Here is a 20,094-nt window from a genome sequence, read left to right on the forward strand (position 1 = left end):
ATAAAGGACAGGTGATGGCGGAAAGTGGAAGGAAATAAGAGAAATAAAATTATGTATCGGACAATTTGGCTTCTTGGAATTATTCTTGTGTGCTTTATTGTTTTTACCGGTCGTATGCTTTATGTTCAGGCAGTAAAAGAGGTGGACGGCCAGAATTTAGAAGAATTAGCTCAGTCCAGGTGGACGACAAGTCACGAGTTGCAAGGAGAAAGAGGAACCATCTTCGACAGGCAGGGAAATCCCCTTGCTGAAGAAGTGCAATCCTACTCGGTTTATGCTGTTCTTGATGCCACTCATGAAGAGCATGTGGAAGATCCGGAAATGACAGCGGAAACGCTGGCTCCTTATATAGACATGGACGAGGAAAGGCTTAAAGAGCTGTTAAGCCTGGGAGAGACCGAAGGAAGATATCAAGTAGAACTTGGGTCAGGTGCCAGGCACTTAAGCCATAGCACAAGGGCTGAAATTGAAGAACTTGAGCTTCTGGGTATCCGTTTTCGAACAGAGTCTAGAAGGTTTTATCCAAATCAAGTGTTCGCTTCCCATGTCTTAGGTATACAGAACGGGATATGAGTGAAGCAAGGATGGGCCTTGAGTCAGGATTGAATGAATACCTTACACCTGAAGACGGCTTTCTTTCCTACCAGCGGGATCAAAGAGGCGTTCCTTTGCTCGATAGCAATGAAAGCTTTGAAGAACCCCAAAATGGAGACGACGTCACCCTGACTATTGATTCTAATATTCAAACAACTATGGAACAAGCGATGAATCAGGTGGAGGAAGAGTATGACCCTGAAAAAATAACAGCTGTCGCAGCCAACGCCAAAACGGGGCAAATCCTGGCAATGAGCAACCGCCCGAGCTTTAATCCAAACGAGTATGAAGAGATTACAAACTTTACAAACTTTGCAGTGGCAGACAGATTTGAGCCTGGCTCGACGATGAAAATCTTTACATTGGCAGCAGCCATTGAAGAAGGGGTTTATGACGGAGAGGAAGAATTTGAATCTGGCAGTTATGAGGTAGGTTCTCACCGACTCCATGATCACAATAACGGACAAGGATGGGGAAAAATCACCTTTAATGAGGGATTTTACCGTTCCTCTAACGTGGCCTTCGCAAAGCTTGCAATGGAAAAGCTGCGTCCTGAGCGGCTGTATGATTACATTACTGATTTTGGATTTCGGGAAACCACAGGGGTGGATTTGCCTGGGGAAGCAAGCAGCCTGATAGCAGAGCAATATGAAATTGATGCTGCTACCACCGCCATCGGGCAAGGGACCGCGGTTACTCCCATTCAAATTATCCAAGCTGCAACTGCAATAGCGAATGAGGGCAAAATGATGAAGCCATATATTGTTGACAGCATCAGTAACTCTGCGACTGAAGAAGTGGTTTATGAAGGCAAGCCAGAAGTGAAGGGTGAACCTATTAGCCCGGAAACCTCAGAAGAAGTACTTGGCTTAATGGAGCAGGTCGTGGTTTCTTCAAGCGGAACAGGACGCCCCTATTTTATTGAAGGGTTTAATGTAGTAGGGAAGACAGGAACAGCGCAAATACCTAATCCTGATGGAGGAGGATATTTAAGCGGAAATAACCAGAATATTTTCTCCTTTATTGGTATGGCGCCAAAGGATGACCCAAGTATCATTGTGTATGTGGCAGTTGACAGACCAAACCTTGCTGGTGACGAATCAGGTTCGGCGCCTGTGTCCATGATTTTCAACTCAGTTATGAAGCAAAGTCTCCAATACCTTAATATAGAGCCTGCTGTTTCCGAGGAAGCCGTATACGAAGAAGACGGAATAGAAATCCCTGAGCTTGAAGGTGAAAGCGTGGAAGAGGCTGAAAGCATTCTTCATTCACTAGGCCTTCAGCCTGTATTTCTTGGAGATGGGGAAACCGTAGAGGAAATGAGCCTGGTTCGGAAAGTCACGTTATTTTTGGGGAGAGAGTGCTGATCAGGACCGAGGAAGCTTCAGTGATGCCTGATATTACAGGATGGTCCATGAGAGATGCCACAAAGCTGAGTGATCTAGCGGGGATGGAACTTCACCATATAGGCTCGGGCTATGTAACAGACCAAAGCATCCCCGCCGGTACAGGACTTGAAGGAAAAGGCTATCTAACGGTAGAAATGATGAGTCCTCAAGAAATCAGGGATTTAAGAGAGGAAGAGGCAGCGGCACAGGAAGAAGCAGAAGCTGAGGAATCTTCCGGAGAAGAAGATTCTGAAGATGAAGAGGAAAGAATCAGAAGAGAATAATCTTCCTTCCCCGATCTGCTGGTCGTTCTACTAAGAGGGATACAAGCATAGGCATAAGCAAAGGTGCAATGGCCTTTTAGTAGAACAGACGGTGGTGGAAGAATGCGAGTCTCGTATGTTACCGTTAGGAAACGTTTGATTTGGGTGTTTATCGCAGGTTTATGTGTGTCAGTTATTCTTGCAATGAGACTTGGATATGTACAGTTTGCTTTAGGAGGATGGCTGACCGAAGAAGCAGAAGATTCCTGGAGTCGAAATGTGCCCTTTGAAGGAGAGCGAGGGGAAATACTTGACCGCAATGGTGAAATTCTTGCAACTAACGTGAGCGCACCCTCCATTCTTGTAGTTCCCAGGCAGGTGAAGGAGCCGGCGGATACAGCCAGGCAGCTGGCGGCTGCATTAAATATGGATGAAAAAAAAGCCTATGAATTAATCACAAAACAAGAGTCCATTGTAAGAATTAATCCAGAAGGACGTAAGGTTAATAAGGAAAAAGCAGCTGAAGTGAGGAAATTGCAGCTGCCAGGGGTCTACATCGCAGAGGACAACAAACGCCATTATCCTCAGGGCCGATATCTCTCCCACGTTTTGGGGTTTGCCGGGATCGATAATCAGGGATTGACGGGGCTTGAGCTCTATTACGAAGAAGAGCTGAAAGGAAAAAGTGGACATGTATCGTTTTTTCTGATGCAAAGGGGAAGAGAATGCCTGATATGGCAGATAGATATCAGGAGCCGGAAGATGGATTGGATGTTAAGCTTACGATTGACTCCAGGGTGCAGACAATTGTCGAGCGGGAACTGGACATTGCTGAAGCAACCTACAATCCGGATGGTGCTATTGCCATAGCAATGAATCCTAATACAGGTGAGGTGCTTGCTATGTCAAGCCGGCCGGATTTTCATCCTGAAGAATTCCAGGATGTTCCCCCTGAAATATTTAACCAGAATAAACCGGTCTGGTCCCAGTACGAACCTGGTTCTACCTTTAAAATCATCACTCTTGCGGCAGCTCTTGAAGAAAATGAAGTGGATTTGCACAAAGATAATTTTCATGATCCAGGCTATATCGAAGTGTCTGGAAGAAAGCTGCGATGCTGGAAAAAGGCGGGCATGGACAACAGACATTTTTAGAAGTGGTGCAAAATTCCTGCAACCCCGGGTTTGTCGTACTGGGGGAAAGACTGGGAAAAGACAGGCTTTTTGATTACATTGAAGCGTTTGGGTTTGGGGAGAAAACAGGGATTGACCTTCAAGGAGAAGGGAAAGGAATACTCTTTAACCGAGAAAGGGTAGGACCTTTAGAGCAAGCTACGACTGCTTTTGGGCAGGGAGTATCTGTCACCCCTCTTCAGCAGGTCACTGCCGTGTCAGCAGCAGTAAATGGCGGTTATTTATACCAGCGTTTCTGGCTAAGGAATGGCTTGATCCTAAAACGGGAGAAGTCGTGAAAACAAATACCCCTGTAATGAAAAGGCAGATTATTTCAGAAGAGACATCAAAGGAAGTAAGAGAGGCTCTTGAGCACGTCGTTGCCCAGGGAACAGGGAAGGGAGCATTCGTGGACGGGTACAGGGTTGGTGGGAAAACAGGGACGGCACAAAAGGCTAAAGACGGGCGGTACCTGGAAAATAACCATATCGTATCCTTTATTGGCCTGGCCCCGCAGATGACCCTGAAATTGTTGTTTATGTGGCGATTGATAATCCTAAAGATACACTTCAGTTTGGAGGCATCGTAGCGGCTCCGATCGTTGGTAATATTATGGAAGACAGCCTGCGTGCACTCGGGTGGAGAAAAGAAAGGATCAAGTGGAAAAAGAACTTGCCTGGAATGATACGCCATTAATAGAAGTTCCGGACCTGGTGGATCTGACACTGCGGGAGGTAAACGAAGCCTACTATCCTTTGGGAATAGAGAAAAGCGGAAGCGGAGATAGAATTGTTGCCCAGTCTCCCGGACCGGGGGAAAAAGTAGAAGAAGGGTCTACGATCCGTATTTATCTTGATGACAAAACGGCCTCTTCCGATTAAAATGAAAGTTGTGTCATTCAGCCAAGGGAGTCGACCTTGGCTGCTTCTGTTATGGAGAGAATTATAAAATGGTAATCAGTGACAGTAACGATAAAAGAGGAAAGGACAGTGAATATGTTATTAAATGATCTTTGCAGCTCTTTGATCAGTTATACAAAAACAGCCCGGGAAAACCCTGACATTACATCCATGGAAATGGATTCCCGCAAGGTAACGCCCGGGAGTTTATTCGTGTGCATCAAAGGGTACACGGTAGATGGCCACGAGTATGCAGGCGAGGCAGTAAAGAAAGGAGCAGCTGCCCTGCTGGCCGAACGAGAGCTCGATGTTAACGTTCCGGTCATCGTAGTACGCGATGTAAAACGGGCGATGGCTGTTTTGTCCAGTGTTTTTTACAATCATCCTACAAGAAAAATGCGATTAATAGGGATTACAGGGACAAATGGAAAAACCACAACCACTCATCTGATTGATCAAGTGTTAAAAGACAGCGGCCAACACACAGGAATGGTAGGAACTCTCTACACAAAAATAGGTGAAGAAACCATTGAGAACAAAAACACAACACCAGAATCCTTAGTGCTTCAACAAACGTTTGGCAAGATGGTTTCTCAAAACATAGAAACATGCACCATGGAAGTCTCTTCCCACGCCCTTGATTTAGGGAGAGTGCGGGGATGTGATTTTGATATTGCTGTATTCACAAACCTGACAAAAGACCACTTAGATTATCATGAAACGATGGAAGCATATAAGCAGGCAAAAGGATTACTGTTTGCACAGCTTGGAAATCATTATGAAGGAAGAAGGAAGACAGCTGTCTTAAATGCCGATGATCCAGCTTCAAGCTTATATGAAAGAATGACTTCAGCGCAGGTTCTTACATACGGAATTAAAAACGAAAGTGATATTAAAGCAGAAAACATTGCCATAAGGCCATGGGGCACATCGTTTGAAGCAGTGACCCCTTGGGGGAAAGAAACATTTTCCTTGAAGTTAATTGGTATGTTCAGTGTGTATAATGCCTTAGCAGCAATTACAGCCTCTCTTCTTTCAAATATCTCACTCGCGGATATTAAGAGAAGTCTTGAAGCTATTGAAGGAGTAGACGGACGTTTTGAAACAGTAGATGCCGGACAGGATTTCACTGTCGTTGTTGACTACGCTCATACCCCGGATTCATTAGAAAATGTCTTAAAGACAGTCAAAGAGATGGCAGAAAAAAACATTTATGTGATCGTAGGATGCGGAGGGGACAGAGATAAGACCAAACGGCCGGAGATGGCAGCTATTGCCTCTGAGTTTGCCGATACTGCCATCTTTACTTCTGATAACCCTAGAAGCGAAGATCCCAAAGCGATCCTTGAGGATATGGTGAAGGGCGTCGAGAAGTCAAATTACACTGTGATTGAAAGCAGAAAGGAAGCCATTGAACATGCTGTGCATTCAGCTGCCGCCAAAGATATCATTGTCATTGCCGGAAAAGGACACGAAACCTACCAGATCATAGGCAGTGAAGTGCTTACGTTTGATGACCGGGAAGAAGCAAGAAAAGCAATTAAAAAGATAAAAGCTGATAGATAGATTATGGATGTTTTTAGTCATGGAAGGAGAGAGCAACCGTGGTTGCACAGTCAATACTTATTACGTTAATAGCAGGGTTTCTTATAGCGGTTTTATTATCGCCTATCATGATTCCTATGCTGAGAAGGTTAAAATTTGGCCAGGCGATTAGAGATGAAGGGCCTAAATCTCACCAGAAAAAGAGCGGGACTCCTACTATGGGAGGAGTATGATCCTCCTGTCAGTCCTTATTACTACTCTATTGATGACTTCTATATTTCTGGAAGTCACCGTTGAAGTCTGGCTTCTTCTCCTTGTAACGATTGGTTTTGGAGTACTTGGGTTTCTCGATGATTTTATAAAAGTAGTGATGAAACGGAATCTAGGGTTAACATCAAAGCAAAAGCTCGCTGGACAGCTGGTTATTTCAGTTATCTTCTATGTAGTTCTTGCCCAATCAGGATTTTCTACAGAAGTTACAATTCCAGGCACAGGCATGGGAATCGACTTTGGAATTGCGTATTTGATTCTTGTGATTCTTATGCTCGTGGGAGCTTCTAACGCGGTGAACCTTACTGATGGGTTAGATGGTCTCCTTGCTGGTACCGGGGCTATTGCCTTTGGAGCCTTCGCGGTCCTTGCTTGGAATGCTGGCATGGGAGAAGTGGCTGTATTTAGTGCAGCGGTCGTCGGAGCTGTTCTAGGGTTTTTAGTTTTCAATGCTCACCCGGCAAAGGTGTTTATGGGAGACACAGGATCCCTTGCATTAGGAGGAGCTATTGCAGCTATAGCGATCATTACAAAGATGGAAATTCTCCTTATTATCATCGGAGGAGTATTTGTGATAGAAACTCTTTCTGTCATTATTCAAGTCCTCTCTTTTAAGCTTAGGGGAAAAAGAATTTTTAAAATGAGCCCACTTCATCACCATTACGAGTTAAGCGGCTGGTCCGAGTGGAGAGTTGTCATGACCTTTTGGCTGGCGGGACTCATTTTTGCAGTATTAGGCATTTATATTGAGGTGTGGATAACATGAAACAAATAAAAGATTTTGAAAATAAGGCGGTTCTTGTCCTTGGCCTGGCAAAAAGCGGAATGGCTGCAGCCCGGCTCTTAAAAAAATTGGGGGCCGACGTAACCGTAAACGATGCAAAGGATCTGGCGGGAACCGAAGAAGAAAAGGCTCTCCGCAAGGAGGGAATTACACTCGTGTCAGGAGGGCATCCTGCTTCTCTGCTTGACGAAGCAGATTATGTGGTTAAAAATCCGGGTATCCCTTATCACAACCCTCTAGTCAGTGAAGCTGTAAACAGAAACCTGCCTGTAGTTACTGAAATTGAATTGGCTTCCCTTGTTTGTGAAGGAGACATAGTGTCTATCTCGGGATCCAATGGAAAAACAACTACAACTACACTTTTATATGAGATGTTAAAAGGAAACGAGAATAAAAAGCCTTGGATTGCAGGTAACATTGGAACGGTAGCCTGTGAAGTTGCCCAGGAGGTAAAAGCACAGGATATCATGGTCACGGAAGTATCAAGCTTTCAGCTAAAAGGAACAAAGGATTTTCACCCTCACGTGGCTGTTTTACTTAATATTTTTGATGCTCATCTTGATTATCACGGAGACCGCCTGGATTATGAACAGTCAAAGGGGAAAATGTTTAGTAACATGACCTCCGAGGATGTCATTATTTACAATAGTGATGACCCAGTGGTTGAAACATTGGCGAAACATTCAAAAGCGCAGCTCGTTCCTTTCTCTGCTTCCTCCAAGCAGTCTGAAGGTGCTTATGTGGAAAATGGATGGATTACCTTTAAAGAAGAGTCCATCCTTTCTCTTAAAGAAGCGTCGCTTCCTGGAGCTCATAATGTAGAAAACATGCTTGCTGCCGTAGCTGCGGCTAAAATTCTCGGGGGCTCTACCACCCAAATTATAGATGTTCTGAAAACGTTCAACGGTGTAAAACATCGTCTGCAATTTGTCGGGAACCTCAATGGAAGAAAAATATATAATGATTCTAAAGCGACTAATATTCTTGCTACTCAAAAAGCACTCTCTTCTTTTACACAGCCTGTTGTCCTTTTGGCCGGAGGCTGGACAGAGGGAATTCATTTGATGATTTAATTCCGTATCTGGCCAAAGTTAAGGGAGTCGTCACATACGGGGAGACTAAAGGGAAGATTGCAGAAGCTGCCTATGAGGCAGATGTAAGCCATGTTGAGAAGCAAAATACACTGGAAGAAGCAGTGAAAACAGCATATAAATTGACTGAAGAGGGTGATGTGCTTCTTCTCTCTCCAGCCTGCGCTTCCTGGGATCAATTTAAAACTTTTGAGGAGCGGGGAGAGACGTTTATTAAAGCTGTACAGCATCTCCAGTAAAGTAACTTATTTACCCGGCTATCTAAGAGCATGTTCGGGCATGTCTTGCATACATTTTAGAGAGGCAGACCTTGTCTTCCTACTCTACTTTGCAAGAGGTGACGGCCTTGTCAAAAACTACTCGGATGCCCGACTTTCTTTTACTTGGCGCAACACTGCTTTTACTGATTATAGGAATATTAATGGTGTACAGTGCCAGCTCAGCATGGGGTGTATATAAATTTGATGATCCTTCTATTTCGCAAAGCGCCAGCTTTTATTTGCCGGAGCTGGACTGGCGGCCATGTACGTTACAGCAAAGGTAGATTATTGGACGTGGCAGAGCTGGTCGAAGCTGCTTTTAATTATATGCTTTATTCTCCTGCTGATTGTACTGATCCTGGTGTGGGCTTATGCGGGGAGGAGCAAGAAGCTGGCTGGGGATTGGTGCTTTTTCTATTCAGCCCTCTGAATTTATGAAACTGGCCATGATTATTTTCCTGGCCAGGTACTTATCCAGGCACCAAAAGAAAATTACAAAATTCAAAGAAGGTCTCCTTCCTACTTTATTGCTGATATTTACAGCCTTTGGACTCATAATGCTCCAGCCTGATTTAGGAACCGGAGCTGTCATGGTCGCTACTTGTGTGGTTATGATCTTTGTATCAGGCGCTAGAATCAGCCATTTTGCCTGGTTAGGAGTAGTTGGAGCCGCCGGTTTTGTAGCTTTGATTGCGTCAGCTCCTTATCGTATTAAGAGAATTACCTCTTTTTTAGATCCATGGTCAGATCCTTTAGGGAGCGGATTTCAAATCATTCAATCCTTGTATGCTATCGGCCCCGGCGGGTTGTTTGGGATGGGCTTTGGGGAAAGCAGGCAGAAATACTTTTACCTGCCGGAGCCTCAGACAGATTTTATTTTTGCTATTATTGCAGAAGAAGGCGGTTATATAGCCGGAGTAGTTATTATTCTTTTATTCACCATCGTCATGTGGAGGGGGATACGCATCTCACTCGGAGCTCCAGACATGTACGGTGCCCTTCTTGCAGTTGGGATAGTAGGGATGCTGCTCATACAGGTTATGATTAACGTAGGAGTGGTGACAGGTTTATTTCCGGTCACAGGCATCACCTTGCCTTTTCTCAGCTATGGAGGATCTTCTTTAACATTAATGCTGCTTGCCATAGGGATTTTGCTTAATATAAGCATACAGGCAAAGCACTAGCATCATTAGAAGCCTAGTTAAGGAGAGTTTACAAATGAAAATTGTTGTAACCGGGGGAGGAACAGGGGGCCATATTTACCCTGCTCTTGCCTTGATTAAAGAAATAAAAGAAATCGATCCAGCAAGTGAATTTTTGTATATTGGTACGAAAAAGGGATTAGAAAGCGACATTGTGCCTCGTGAGGGCATTCCTTTTGAAACAGTGGAAATTACTGGTTTTAAAAGGAAGCTGTCTTTGGAAAATGTGAAAACAGTAATGAGATTCGTCAAAGGAACCAGACGTGCAAAAAAAGCTGATTAAGGACTTTAAAGCTGACGCTGTGATAGGAACCGGAGGGTATGTAGCGGGACCGGTTGTCTTTGCAGCAGCAAAGCTTGGGATTCCAACTCTTGTACATGAACAAAACAGTGTTCCAGGTTTAACAAATAAGTTTTTAAGCAGATATGTAGATAAGGTAGCCATTTCTTTTAAGGAGTCTTCCTCTTTTTTTCCAAAGGAGAAAGTAGTATTTACCGGAAATCCCCGCGCTTCGGAAGCAGTTCGGGCAGCAGGCTCTAATCCTCTTCCGGAAATGGGTCTTGATCCACATAAAAAGGTCGTGCTAGTGGTTGGAGGAAGCCGGGGAGCCCGGCCGATCAATGAGGCGTTTTTAGAAGCGCTGCCCGAAGCGGGAAAACAAAAATGGCAGTTTTTGTATGTTACTGGTGCTGTCCACTATGATAAAGTGATGGAAGAAGTGGATAAGGCGGGAAACCCAAGTAATGTAGTCATTAAACCATTCATTCACAATATGCCTGCGGTGTTGTCAAACGTTGATGTGATTGTAACAAGAGCAGGAGCGACCACACTAGCGGAAATCACAGCTTTAGGGCTGCCTTCCATTTTAATTCCAAGCCCTTATGTAACCAATAACCATCAGGAAAAAAATGCCCGCAGCCTCAGCGATAATGGTGCAGCGGTTATTCGTCTGGAAAAAGAAATGAACGGTAATATGCTTTTAAAAGATGTGGAAGATATTTTAGGGACGGAAGCGACCTGGGAGAGAATGAATAGGTCGGCAAAAGAGCTGGCTATGCCGGATTCAGCAAAACAAATTTATAATCTTATCCAAAGCCTTGTGAAGCCGGTCGGCAAATAGTTACTCAGAGGGCAGAGAATGAAAAAAGAGAGGTGCCTTTTATATGAAAGAGATTATTGAGGAACTTCAAGATGCGCAAATTGGGAAAGTAAAAGAAAGTGAGCCTTTATCTAAACATACAACCTGGAAAATAGGCGGACCTGCTGATGTGTTAGTAGAGCCTGCCGGTATAGAGGAAATGAAAAAGACCATGGAAATCATTCAAAAGCATAATGTTCCTTGGCGGGCAATCGGCAGAGGGTCAAATTTATTAGTAGATGACAAAGGAATTGAAGGAGTTGTGATCAAGCTCGGAGAAAATATAAGTCATCTGGAAATTGGAGACGGGGAGATCAGAGTAGGCGGTGGATATTCCATTATTAAGCTGGCTACGATTATCAGTAAAAAAGGTCTCTCTGGTCTTGAGTTTGCCGGAGGCATTCCTGGAACGGTAGGCGGAGCAGTATTTATGAACGCGGGGGCTCACGGCTCTGACATGAATAAAATATTGATCAAAGCTCATGTGTTATACCCCGACGGGACAATGAAATGGATTGCAAAAGAAGACATGGGATTTTCTTACCGGACATCCAGGCTGCAAAAGGAAAAAGGCATCTGCCTGGAAGCTGTTCTTGAAATTAAAGAGGGAAACAAGGATGAGATTGTATCAGAAATGCAGAAAAATAAAGATTACCGAAGAAACACTCAGCCATGGAAGGACCGTGTGCTGGCAGTGTGTTTCGCAACCCTCTTCCAGATCATGCAGGAAAGCTCATTGAAGAAGCTGGCTTAAAGGGCTACCGTATTGGCGGAGCTCAAATCTCTGAAATGCATGGGAATTTCATTGTCAATATCGATAATGCCCAGGCAGCAGATGTGTTAGCACTCATTGATCACGTGAAGACAACCATCAAGGAAAAAATAACGTTGAGATGCACACTGAAGTAGAAATTGTCGAAAGGTAAAGAGTATCAAAGAGGGACAGACAAGATTATTTTTGAAATGGTGCTCTGTCCTTCCTTACAAACCATATGAGCATTTCCCCAAAATATGCCTCTGTACAGGAGGAAACGAGCGGGAAGGATTGGGGGAGAAAAAAAGATGTCAGACAAAAAAGTCGTTACCTTGGATAATGCGAACACAGCCTTGCACGAACAGCGAAAGAAGAGAGCCAACCGCCGCCTTATTACATACCTGTCCATCTTTTTTTCCTTATACTATTGGTTGTGTATTTCCAATCCCCGTTAAGTCACGTAAGGAATATCCAAGTAGCAGGCGAGCAATATGTCCAGGCAGAAGAAATAGAAAAAGCCAGCAATGTAAAAAAAGGGACAAGCATATGGAATGTCGATATGACGCAGGCAGAGGAAAGAGTAAGAGAGTTTTCTGAAATAGAGAATGTGAACATTCAGCGGTCACTTCCCGCAACGATAGCCATTGAAGTAGAAGAATATCCTCGGATTGCCTATGTTAAGAATGGTGATGAATACCTGCCTGTATTAAGAAACGGAAAGACTTTACAGAATGCTGCCAGAGCTTCGGTTCCAGGTGACGCGCCGGTGCTCTCAGGATTTTCTTCCATAGAAATTTTAGAGGAGTTTTCTGCAGAACTTGGAGAAGTAGGGGAGGGAATCTTAAACCGCATCTCCGAAATCCATCATGTGCCCGATGACGAAGATCCTCTCCGGCTGCTGATGTATATGAATGATGGTTTGCAGGTAGAGTCTACGATAAGAAACTTCTCAGACCATATGACTCCTTATCCCGTAGTAGCTAAAGAAATTGACCCTGAAGCTGCAGGAGTTCTTCATATGAAAATGACTCCTTATTTTGAAGCATTTGAGGAAGAAGCTGAAATGTCAGATGAAGGACTAGAGGAAACAGTAGAAGAGGGGGCTGGTGAAGTAGAGGAAGGAAATGCAGAGGAAGAGTAGTCCAGAGCTGGGGCGAATTTCCACAAAGTGAATGTAAAAGCAAAGGAGAGAGGTTCTTAATCTGAATACAAAGATAGAACCTTTCTCCTGTTTTTTGGAATAAGAAACTTTATATAGTGCTATGACTTTTCCGAGAAACCTGAATTTAGCCTCTGTTTTTCCTATTTTCTTCATTTTTCTGCGGTAGCCTGCAACTTTGCCTTTTCTAGGTCTTCATCTTGGTGTAGACTTATAAGTAGCGGCAATTTTTTGCTTTTGGATATTTCTTTTTTTTTATTATTAAAAAACAAATCCCTTTGACTATGAAAAGAAAACATTCTGTTCTTTTTACTGTGTGCTACATATAGTTTGCATGAAATTTTATTTTTACCAATAAAAAAAGGGTATTGCAAGAAGTTGTGGAAATGTTAGTGGTAAACAAACAATTTCCCTTATTCTTTTTATGATTTTTTCACAAAAGCAAAGGTTGATCATGCTATTATAGATGAAAGATGGGAACGAATGCAGGTGGAAAAGCAGTAATAGATGCAGATGCCAACGGGAGGTGCCAGTACATGAACAACCAGGACATTTATGTCAGCTTAGATATCGGTACATCCGGTGTCCGGGTCATCATCGGAGAAATGTCAGATGGCTCCCTTAAAGTAATGGGAGTAGGAAATGCCTCCTCTGAAGGAATTAAAAGGGGGCTATCGTTGATATTGATGAAACGGTGAAATCAATCCGTCGCGCAGTCGAACAAGCGGAAAGAATGGTCGGCCTGACGGTTGAACAAGTCATCGTCGGCGTAAATGGCAATCACATACAATTACAGCCATGCAGTGATGTCGTAGCTGTATCCAGCCTGATCGCGAAATAGGCGATGAAGATATAGAGCGAGTAATCGATGCTGCCCAGGTTGTAGCCATTCCGCCGGACCGGGAGATTATCGATGTCATACCGAATCAGTTTATTGTAGACGGACAAGAAGGAATCAATGACCCACGCAGTATGCTTGGAGTCAGGCTGGAAATGGAAGGATATATTATTACAGGATCCAAGACAGCTTTACATAACCTGCTGCGGTGTGTAGAACGAGCAGGGCTTGAAGTGGCCGACATCTGCCTTCAGCCCCTGGCTGCAGGGGCCGTAGCTATCTCCAAAGATGAAAAATCCTTAGGAGTAGCGCTGGTGGATATCGGTGGCGGCTCCACCACCGTTTCTGTTTTCCAGCATGGCAGTCTCCAGGCAACCTCAGTTCTTCCAGTTGGAGGAGAACATATCACCCATGATATCTCTGTAGGATTGAGGACAACTGCTGAAGAAGCAGAACGGGTGAAGGTTGAGCATGGACATGCCTATATCGATGGAGCTTCCGATGAAGTGACCTTCCAAATGAAGACCATTGGAAGTGATGTTGAGGAAGAGTATTCTCAATTCGATATAGCTCATGTCATTGAGCCGCGTATGGAAGAAATTTATGAGCTGGTCGAAGACGAAGTACGCAAACTGGGCTTTTCAGATCTTCCGGGAGGCTACGTACTCACAGGAGGAAGTGTAATGATTCCTGGAGCTCTAGAACTTGCACGTGAAGTCTCAAGCATAATGTCCGTATAGCCGTTCCAGATTATATTGGTGTACGAGAGCCACGTTTTACAACAGGAATCGGACTTATTGAATTTGCTTATCGAAATGTTAAAATTCAGGGTAAAGAAGTTGCAGCATCAGTTACAGTAAAAGAAGAACATGAATTACAAGAACGTTCGGCGAGAAGAAAGAAGGCACCAAAACAGCAGGAAGAAGAAACGGACAAGCCTGGTGTAAAACAAAAAGTGAGAAACTTTTTTAAAGTGTTTTTTGAGTAAATATATGCAAACTCATGTAAACTCGCCAGATTTGACGGATTAGGGGGACCTGAGATGTTAGAATTTGAAATGGATATGGATCAGCTGGCGCAGATTAAAGTAATTGGTGTCGGCGGCGGCGGTTCAAACGCTGTAAATCGAATGATCGAAAACGGCCTGCAAGGTGTTGAGTTTATTGCTGTTAATACAGATGCTCAGGCATTGCAGTTGTCAAAAGCTGAAACGAAGCTTCAGTTAGGCGGGAAGCTTACCCGTGGTCTGGGAGCTGGAGCAAATCCAGAGATCGGAAAAAAAGCTGCTGAAGAAAGCAAGGAACAATTAGAAGAAGCCTTAACCGGTGCCGATATGGTCTTTATCACTGCAGGCATGGGAGGAGGAACGGGTACAGGTGCTGCTCCAGTCATTGCTGAGGTTGCTAAAGAAATTGGTGCCTTGACAGTTGGCGTGGTAACCCGTCCATTTACTTTTGAAGGCCGAAAACGTTCAGGCCAGGCTGCCGGAGGAATCGGTGCCTTAAAAGAAAAAGTAGATACATTGATTGTCATTCCAAATGATAGACTTCTGGAAATTGTTGATAAAAATACTCCGATGCTTGAAGCTTTCCGGGAAGCGGATAACGTTCTCCGTCAAGGTGTACAAGGTATCTCAGATTTAATTGCTGTACCTGGTCTTATCAACCTGGATTTTGCAGACGTAAAAACCATTATGAATGAACGAGGCTCAGCTTTAATGGGTATCGGAATCGCCACCGGCGAAAACCGGGCAGCAGAAGCTGCGAAAAAAGCGATTTCCAGCCTCTTCTTGAGACATCTGTAGATGGAGCTCAAGGTGTGCTGATGAATATCACAGGCGGAACAAATTTAAGCTTGTTTGAAGTTCATGAAGCGGCTGAGATTGTCTCGGATGCCTCAGATCCGGAAGTTAACATGATTTTGGATCTGTCATTAATGAGAACCTAAAAGATGAGATCGTGGTTACTGTGATTGCGACAGGATTTGAAGAAGCTGATGAAAGCCAGCCTTCTAAGTCCCCATCTCGAGGCACAGGGTTAAATAACAGACCACAGCAATCAGCAAGCTACTCTCCGGCAAATAACAGCAGACCTGCACCACAGCAGCAGCGTCCGCAAGAAGAGACTCCTGAACCTCAACAGAGACAGCAGCCTCAACAGGAAGAGTCCGATGCACTCGACATACCAACCTTCCTGCGAAACCGTCGGAAGAGAAGATAAAGAACTAAAAAGGTCATTCTTATAATAGAGGACCCCCGTTTTAGAGGGGTCCTCTATTTTTTTATTCTAAAAAGCACTAAGCACTCTTATCATTTAGTTCAATCCTTTTCCATCTACTAAGCTTGATTGCTCACTACATGTAAAAGCTTTTCCCCACACTCAAGCGGTAGGAGGGATCAGACGAGACCCCGCTGGCATAAGCCTGATAGGCTTGCCGATTCCCTCCGCGGAAAGGGGGAGTGTCCCCTGGTACAGAATCACATAGCTTTTCATTGCGAAATTTATTGTAAAAAGGAGTGAAAAGGCTGACAAAATCAAGCAAAAGAAGTGAAGCCAAGCTGTCATAAATTGACAGACTTTTATATAGAATGGGAATATACTTACCTTACTTAGACTACGAAGAAGGATGATAGGGGTGATTCTATATTTAGATTTAATCTGGATAGCAACTTTGTTATTAACATAATATTATTATTGTTAACAGCCAGATTTTTAAAAAGAAAAATCAGTATGAAACGGCTGCTGATCGTCGCTGCCGTCAGCTCTTCAACTGTTTTTCTCATTCTCACTCCTTTAGAAGGATTTTTCCTGCACCCACTAGGAAAATTTCTTTTATCAGTAGGTGTGGTTATTGGTACTTTTGGATTTTATAATTTTTCTTTTCTTTTTCCAAGGTTTATTTATGTTTTATATGGTCAGTTTTGTAGCCGGCGGAGGAGTGCTTGCTTTTCATAATTTTTTCCATACTTCTCCTGTATTGAAGACATGGGCTGAACAGGCTTCTTTTGCCTCTTATGCCTCCTTGCATTGGCTTACAATTATCCTTTCACTGCCTCTAATATGGCTGATAACTGTCAAAGCTATTCAGTCCCATAGAACGAGGGGAAAACAAGAAGCAAAATGTGTTGATGTTGAAATTAAAATTGACAGTCTGGTGATTGAAGGAAGAGGATTAGTGGACACCGGCAACCAGTTAAAAGACCCGATCACTAAGACCCCAGTAATGATTGTGCAGACAGATTTATTTAAGGAACGGATGAGCGAGAGCCAGTTTGAGAAATTCTCTCGCTTACTATCACTTACTGAAAATATGAATGAAGAAACAATATCGGTGTTCTGGCAGGAACGTATCCGAATCATTCCTTTCAGGGCAGTAGGCAAACAGCAGGATTGCTCATTGCTCTCAAGCCGGATGAGGTGAAAATAAATATTGGCGAGAAGGAGCATATCCTGCCCCGTATTTTTATTGGCCTTGAAGAAGGTGCTTTATCAGCGACCAGTGATTTTCAAATGATTGTCCCATCTGAGCAAGTGGAGGAGTTTTCAGGGGAATCTGCATCATAGGGAAGAAGGGGGAGAACAACTGGTATGATAAAATTAAAGATAAAAATTATGTGGTATAAGGTCCTTCGTTTTTTAGGTGTCAAACCAGACGAAATATATTATATAGGGGAAGCGAAGCCCTTCCGCCGCCTTTATCAAAAGAGGAAGAAGCTCACTTAATCAGCAAGCTTTCTACAGGAGATAAAGTAGTCAGGTCTATGCTGATTGAAAGAAACCTCCGGCTTGTTGTTTACATTGCGAGAAAATTTGAAAACACCGGGATCAACATAGAGGACTTAATAAGCATCGGTACGATTGGGTTAATTAAAGCAGTGAATACTTTTAATCCTGAGAAGAAAATTAAGTTAGCTACTTATGCTTCCAGGTGTATAGAAAACGAAATACTCATGCATCTTAGAAGGACCAACAAAATCAGGTCTGAGGTTTCTTTTGATGAGCCTCTTAATGTGGACTGGGACGGCAACGAACTTTTATTATCTGACATCCTAGGCACAGATGAGGATATCATCACTAGAGGGATTGAAGAAAAAGTTGATAAAAAGCTGTTGAGGAAAGCTCTTGAGACGTTAAATGACAGAGAAAAGCAGATTATGGAACTGAGGTTTGGCCTTGCCGGGGAGAAAGAGAAGACGCAAAAAGATGTTGCAGACTTTCTTGGAATTTCCCAGTCTTATATTTCCCGGCTTGAGAAAAGAATTATAAAAAGACTGCAAAAAGAATTTAATAAAATGGTGTAATGTCCTTCACTCCGTAAAGGAGTTTTTTTTTGCCTTGTTTCATAATAAGCCTTGTTTATACGAGGAGTAATCAATTTCCGCTTCTCAATTTTTACTTTTATGCAAAAACCCAATAGGTAAGAATGTGCATATTTTTCCTGACCAGGGACATACTGAACTCATACAAAGCTGCAAGATTCCAAAAAACAAACTTTCTTATCCAGGAAAGTTGTTTTTTGCACATCATCGCTGTATGGGAGGGAACGCCGTGTCACGAAACAAAGTGGAGATTTGCGGTGTAGACACATCAAAACTGCCCGTATTAAAGAACAAGGAAATGAGAAAATTGTTCGCAGAAATGCAAAGTGGAGATGAAAATGCAAGAGAAACCCTTGTAAATGGAAATTTGCGGTTAGTGTTAAGTGTTATTCAACGGTTTAATAACCGGGGAGAGTATGTGGATGATTTGTTCCAAGTTGGATGTATCGGTTTAATGAAGTCCATTGATAACTTTGACCTGGGTCAGAATGTTAAATTTTCGACATATGCTGTGCCAATGATTATTGGTGAGATCAGAAGATACTTACGAGATAACAATCCGATAAGGGTGTCTCGCTCACTGAGGGATATTGCCTATAAGGCACTGCAGGTAAAAGATCAGCTTATGGCTGATAAAACGAGGGAAAGAGAACCAACCGTACAGGAAATATCCAAGGTGCTTGACGTTCCTAAAGAAGAAGTTGTTTTTGCATTAGATGCAATCCAGGACCCGGTATCTTTGTTTGAACCGATATACAATGACGGCGGGGATCCCATTTATGTCATGGACCAGATTAGTGACGACAAAGAAAAAGACAGTCAATGGCTGGAGCATCTTGCGTTGAAAGAGGCAATGATTAAGCTGAACGAAAGAGAAAAAATGATCTTGAACATGCGTTTTTTTGAAGGGAAAACACAAATGGAAGTAGCAGATGAGATTGGGATTTCCCAGGCTCAAGTTTCTCGGCTTGAAAAAGCAGCCATTCAACAAATGAATAAACACTCTAAAAGCTAAAGCAGCCAAAGTGGCTGCTTTTTTATGCACTTCTTCGTTTAACGCATGGTGTTCTATCTTCGTACATACATTTGTATAAGTCAGTAATGAGAAAAAATATGTGGAGTCAGATCTCGAAACAATGCCTGCTTTACATCATATCCTGATGGTGGAAGTGACAACACCCGAAAGAAGAGAGGATAAAGTCTATGATGAGAATATCTGATTTACAGGCGAAAGACATAGTGAACATGCATACAGGAAAGCGTCTGGGAAATGTTGGCGATATAGATATTAACATTGAGACTGGTCAGGTTGAAGCAATCATCGTTGGTGGGTCAGCAAAAATGATGGGTTTTTTTAACAAAGAAGATGATTATATCATCCCGTGGCCTAATATTGTTAAAATTGGATCCGATGTCATACTGGTCAACCTTTATGATCAGGAAGGATAAAGGGCATTCCTCCTTTTTCCTTCTTTTTCTTCCTTCTCTATGGGACAAGTGCAAAATGTGTTACAATAAAGCGAATCACTATGTCCAATTCTTAGCAAAAAGGATGATAGTCAAATGAAGCATGAACCGTTTCAACCCATGACTTCTCAAATACTCACAATAGAACCGTGGAAAAGAAAGTTCACTCATATAGAGGCCGGGTTTACCTCCAGAGCAGGCGGGTCAGGATCCGGGCCGTACGATAGTCTTAATTTAGCTCTTCACGTAGGAGAAGATCCAGAAAAGGTAGCTGTCAATCGTAAGATCATTGGTGATATAACAGGTTTTCCTGTAAACAGCTGGGTTGCATCTAACCAGGTCCATGGCAGTGACATTAAGAAAGTCAGCCATAAGGATGCAGGGAAAGGATCTGTATCTCTTGAAGATTCGGCAGGGGATGCTGACGGGTTATATACAACGGAGCAGAATCTCTTTTTAGTAAGCTTTTATGCGGATTGTGTACCTTTGTACTTTACGGCTCCAAAGCAGGGAGTCATCGGTTTGGCTCATGCAGGCTGGCGCGGCACAGCCGCTAACATCGCTGCAGAAATGGTTACCCTGTGGAGCAAAGAAGAACAAGTAAAGGCAGAGGACATTTATGTGGCGATCGGACCTTCTATTGGTCCCAGAGCTTATGAGGTTGATGACCATGTGGTCAATGAATTAAAGAAAGTGCTTTCTCCAGATAGACAATCGGGCTGGCAGGAAACCACACAAGGCAAGTACAGCTGGATTTAAAAGAAGTTAATAAACAACTCCTCCTGGAAGCAGGAGTAGATGAGGACCATATAGTCATCTCAAACTACTGTACATACGAGGAGGACACACTGTTTTTTTCCCATCGCCGTGACCAGGGAACCACTGGGAGAATGATGAGCTTTATAGTAAAAACACAATAATTTGAAACTTTCATAATGAAAGAAAGGAGCA

8 protein-coding genes and 11 pseudogenes are annotated in these 20,094 nt (G+C 43.3%); all 19 read left to right on the forward strand.

From position 1 onward, the window contains the following. Positions 1 to 51: 51 nt before the first annotated feature. The 19 genes and pseudogenes from JCM19033_RS24955 (at position 52) to pgeF (ending at position 20,063) form a co-directional block, all read left to right on the forward strand. On the forward strand, positions 52 to 573 hold the full coding sequence (locus JCM19033_RS24955) for a hypothetical protein (RefSeq protein WP_269757942.1): 522 nt from the start codon (positions 52 to 54) through the stop codon (positions 571 to 573). Next, on the forward strand, positions 570 to 1,961 hold the full coding sequence (locus tag JCM19033_RS24960) for a penicillin-binding transpeptidase domain-containing protein (RefSeq protein ID WP_269757943.1): 1,392 nt from the start codon (positions 570 to 572) through the stop codon (positions 1,959 to 1,961). Before JCM19033_RS24955 ends, JCM19033_RS24960 begins: the two co-directional genes overlap by 4 nt. Continuing rightward, positions 1,955 to 2,266: a PASTA domain-containing protein gene (locus tag JCM19033_RS24965; protein ID WP_269757944.1), complete on the forward strand. Its 312-nt coding sequence runs from the start codon at positions 1,955 to 1,957 to the stop codon at positions 2,264 to 2,266. The genes JCM19033_RS24960 and JCM19033_RS24965 overlap by 7 nt, the downstream gene beginning before the upstream one ends. A 102-nt stretch (positions 2,267 to 2,368) precedes the next feature. Continuing rightward, a pseudogene (locus JCM19033_RS03260) lies at positions 2,369 to 4,298 on the forward strand (stage V sporulation protein D). 114 nt (positions 4,299 to 4,412) lie between these two features. Further along, positions 4,413 to 5,882 (forward strand): UDP-N-acetylmuramoyl-L-alanyl-D-glutamate--2,6-diaminopimelate ligase, encoded by a 1,470-nt coding sequence (locus JCM19033_RS03265; RefSeq protein WP_054635413.1) that lies wholly within the window; start codon positions 4,413 to 4,415, stop codon positions 5,880 to 5,882. A 38-nt stretch (positions 5,883 to 5,920) separates the two neighbouring features. After that, positions 5,921 to 6,897: pseudogene (gene mraY, locus JCM19033_RS03270) on the forward strand (phospho-N-acetylmuramoyl-pentapeptide-transferase). Then, a pseudogene (murD, locus tag JCM19033_RS03275) lies at positions 6,894 to 8,245 on the forward strand (UDP-N-acetylmuramoyl-L-alanine--D-glutamate ligase). Before mraY ends, murD begins: the two co-directional pseudogenes overlap by 4 nt. Positions 8,246 to 8,370: 125 nt before the next feature. Further along, positions 8,371 to 9,450 (forward strand): annotated as a pseudogene (gene spoVE, locus JCM19033_RS03280) (stage V sporulation protein E). Between the two features lie 34 nt (positions 9,451 to 9,484). After that, positions 9,485 to 10,589 (forward strand): annotated as a pseudogene (gene murG / locus JCM19033_RS03285) (undecaprenyldiphospho-muramoylpentapeptide beta-N-acetylglucosaminyltransferase). A 43-nt stretch (positions 10,590 to 10,632) separates the two neighbouring features. Then, positions 10,633 to 11,533, forward strand: a pseudogene (gene murB / locus JCM19033_RS03290) (UDP-N-acetylmuramate dehydrogenase). Between the two features lie 261 nt (positions 11,534 to 11,794). Continuing rightward, positions 11,795 to 12,502: a cell division protein FtsQ/DivIB gene (locus tag JCM19033_RS03295; protein WP_054635255.1), complete on the forward strand. Its 708-nt coding sequence runs from the start codon at positions 11,795 to 11,797 to the stop codon at positions 12,500 to 12,502. 554 nt (positions 12,503 to 13,056) lie between these two features. After that, positions 13,057 to 14,346 (forward strand): annotated as a pseudogene (gene ftsA, locus JCM19033_RS03305) (cell division protein FtsA). Between the two features lie 54 nt (positions 14,347 to 14,400). Beyond that, positions 14,401 to 15,577 (forward strand): annotated as a pseudogene (ftsZ, locus tag JCM19033_RS27810) (cell division protein FtsZ). Positions 15,578 to 16,033: 456 nt separating this feature from the next. Then, positions 16,034 to 16,312 (forward strand): sigma-E processing peptidase SpoIIGA, encoded by a 279-nt coding sequence (locus JCM19033_RS27915; protein WP_374701193.1) that lies wholly within the window; start codon positions 16,034 to 16,036, stop codon positions 16,310 to 16,312. Then, positions 16,269 to 16,921 (forward strand): annotated as a pseudogene (locus JCM19033_RS03315) (sigma-E processing peptidase SpoIIGA). Before JCM19033_RS27915 ends, JCM19033_RS03315 begins: the two are co-directional and overlap by 44 nt. A gap of 24 nt (positions 16,922 to 16,945) precedes the next feature. Next, positions 16,946 to 17,658 (forward strand): annotated as a pseudogene (gene sigE, locus JCM19033_RS03320) (RNA polymerase sporulation sigma factor SigE). A gap of 232 nt (positions 17,659 to 17,890) precedes the next feature. Next, positions 17,891 to 18,691, forward strand: coding sequence for an RNA polymerase sporulation sigma factor SigG (sigG, locus tag JCM19033_RS03325; RefSeq protein WP_100399413.1), 801 nt, complete (start codon positions 17,891 to 17,893; stop codon positions 18,689 to 18,691). Between the two features lie 188 nt (positions 18,692 to 18,879). Then, entirely contained in the window at positions 18,880 to 19,125 is a 246-nt protein-coding gene (locus JCM19033_RS03330; RefSeq protein WP_054635259.1) for a YlmC/YmxH family sporulation protein, read from the forward strand. Positions 19,126 to 19,263: 138 nt separating this feature from the next. Beyond that, positions 19,264 to 20,063 (forward strand): annotated as a pseudogene (gene pgeF / locus JCM19033_RS03335) (peptidoglycan editing factor PgeF). The last annotated feature ends 31 nt before the right edge of the window (positions 20,064 to 20,094 follow it).

The organism is Thalassobacillus sp. C254 (assembly GCF_001310615.1).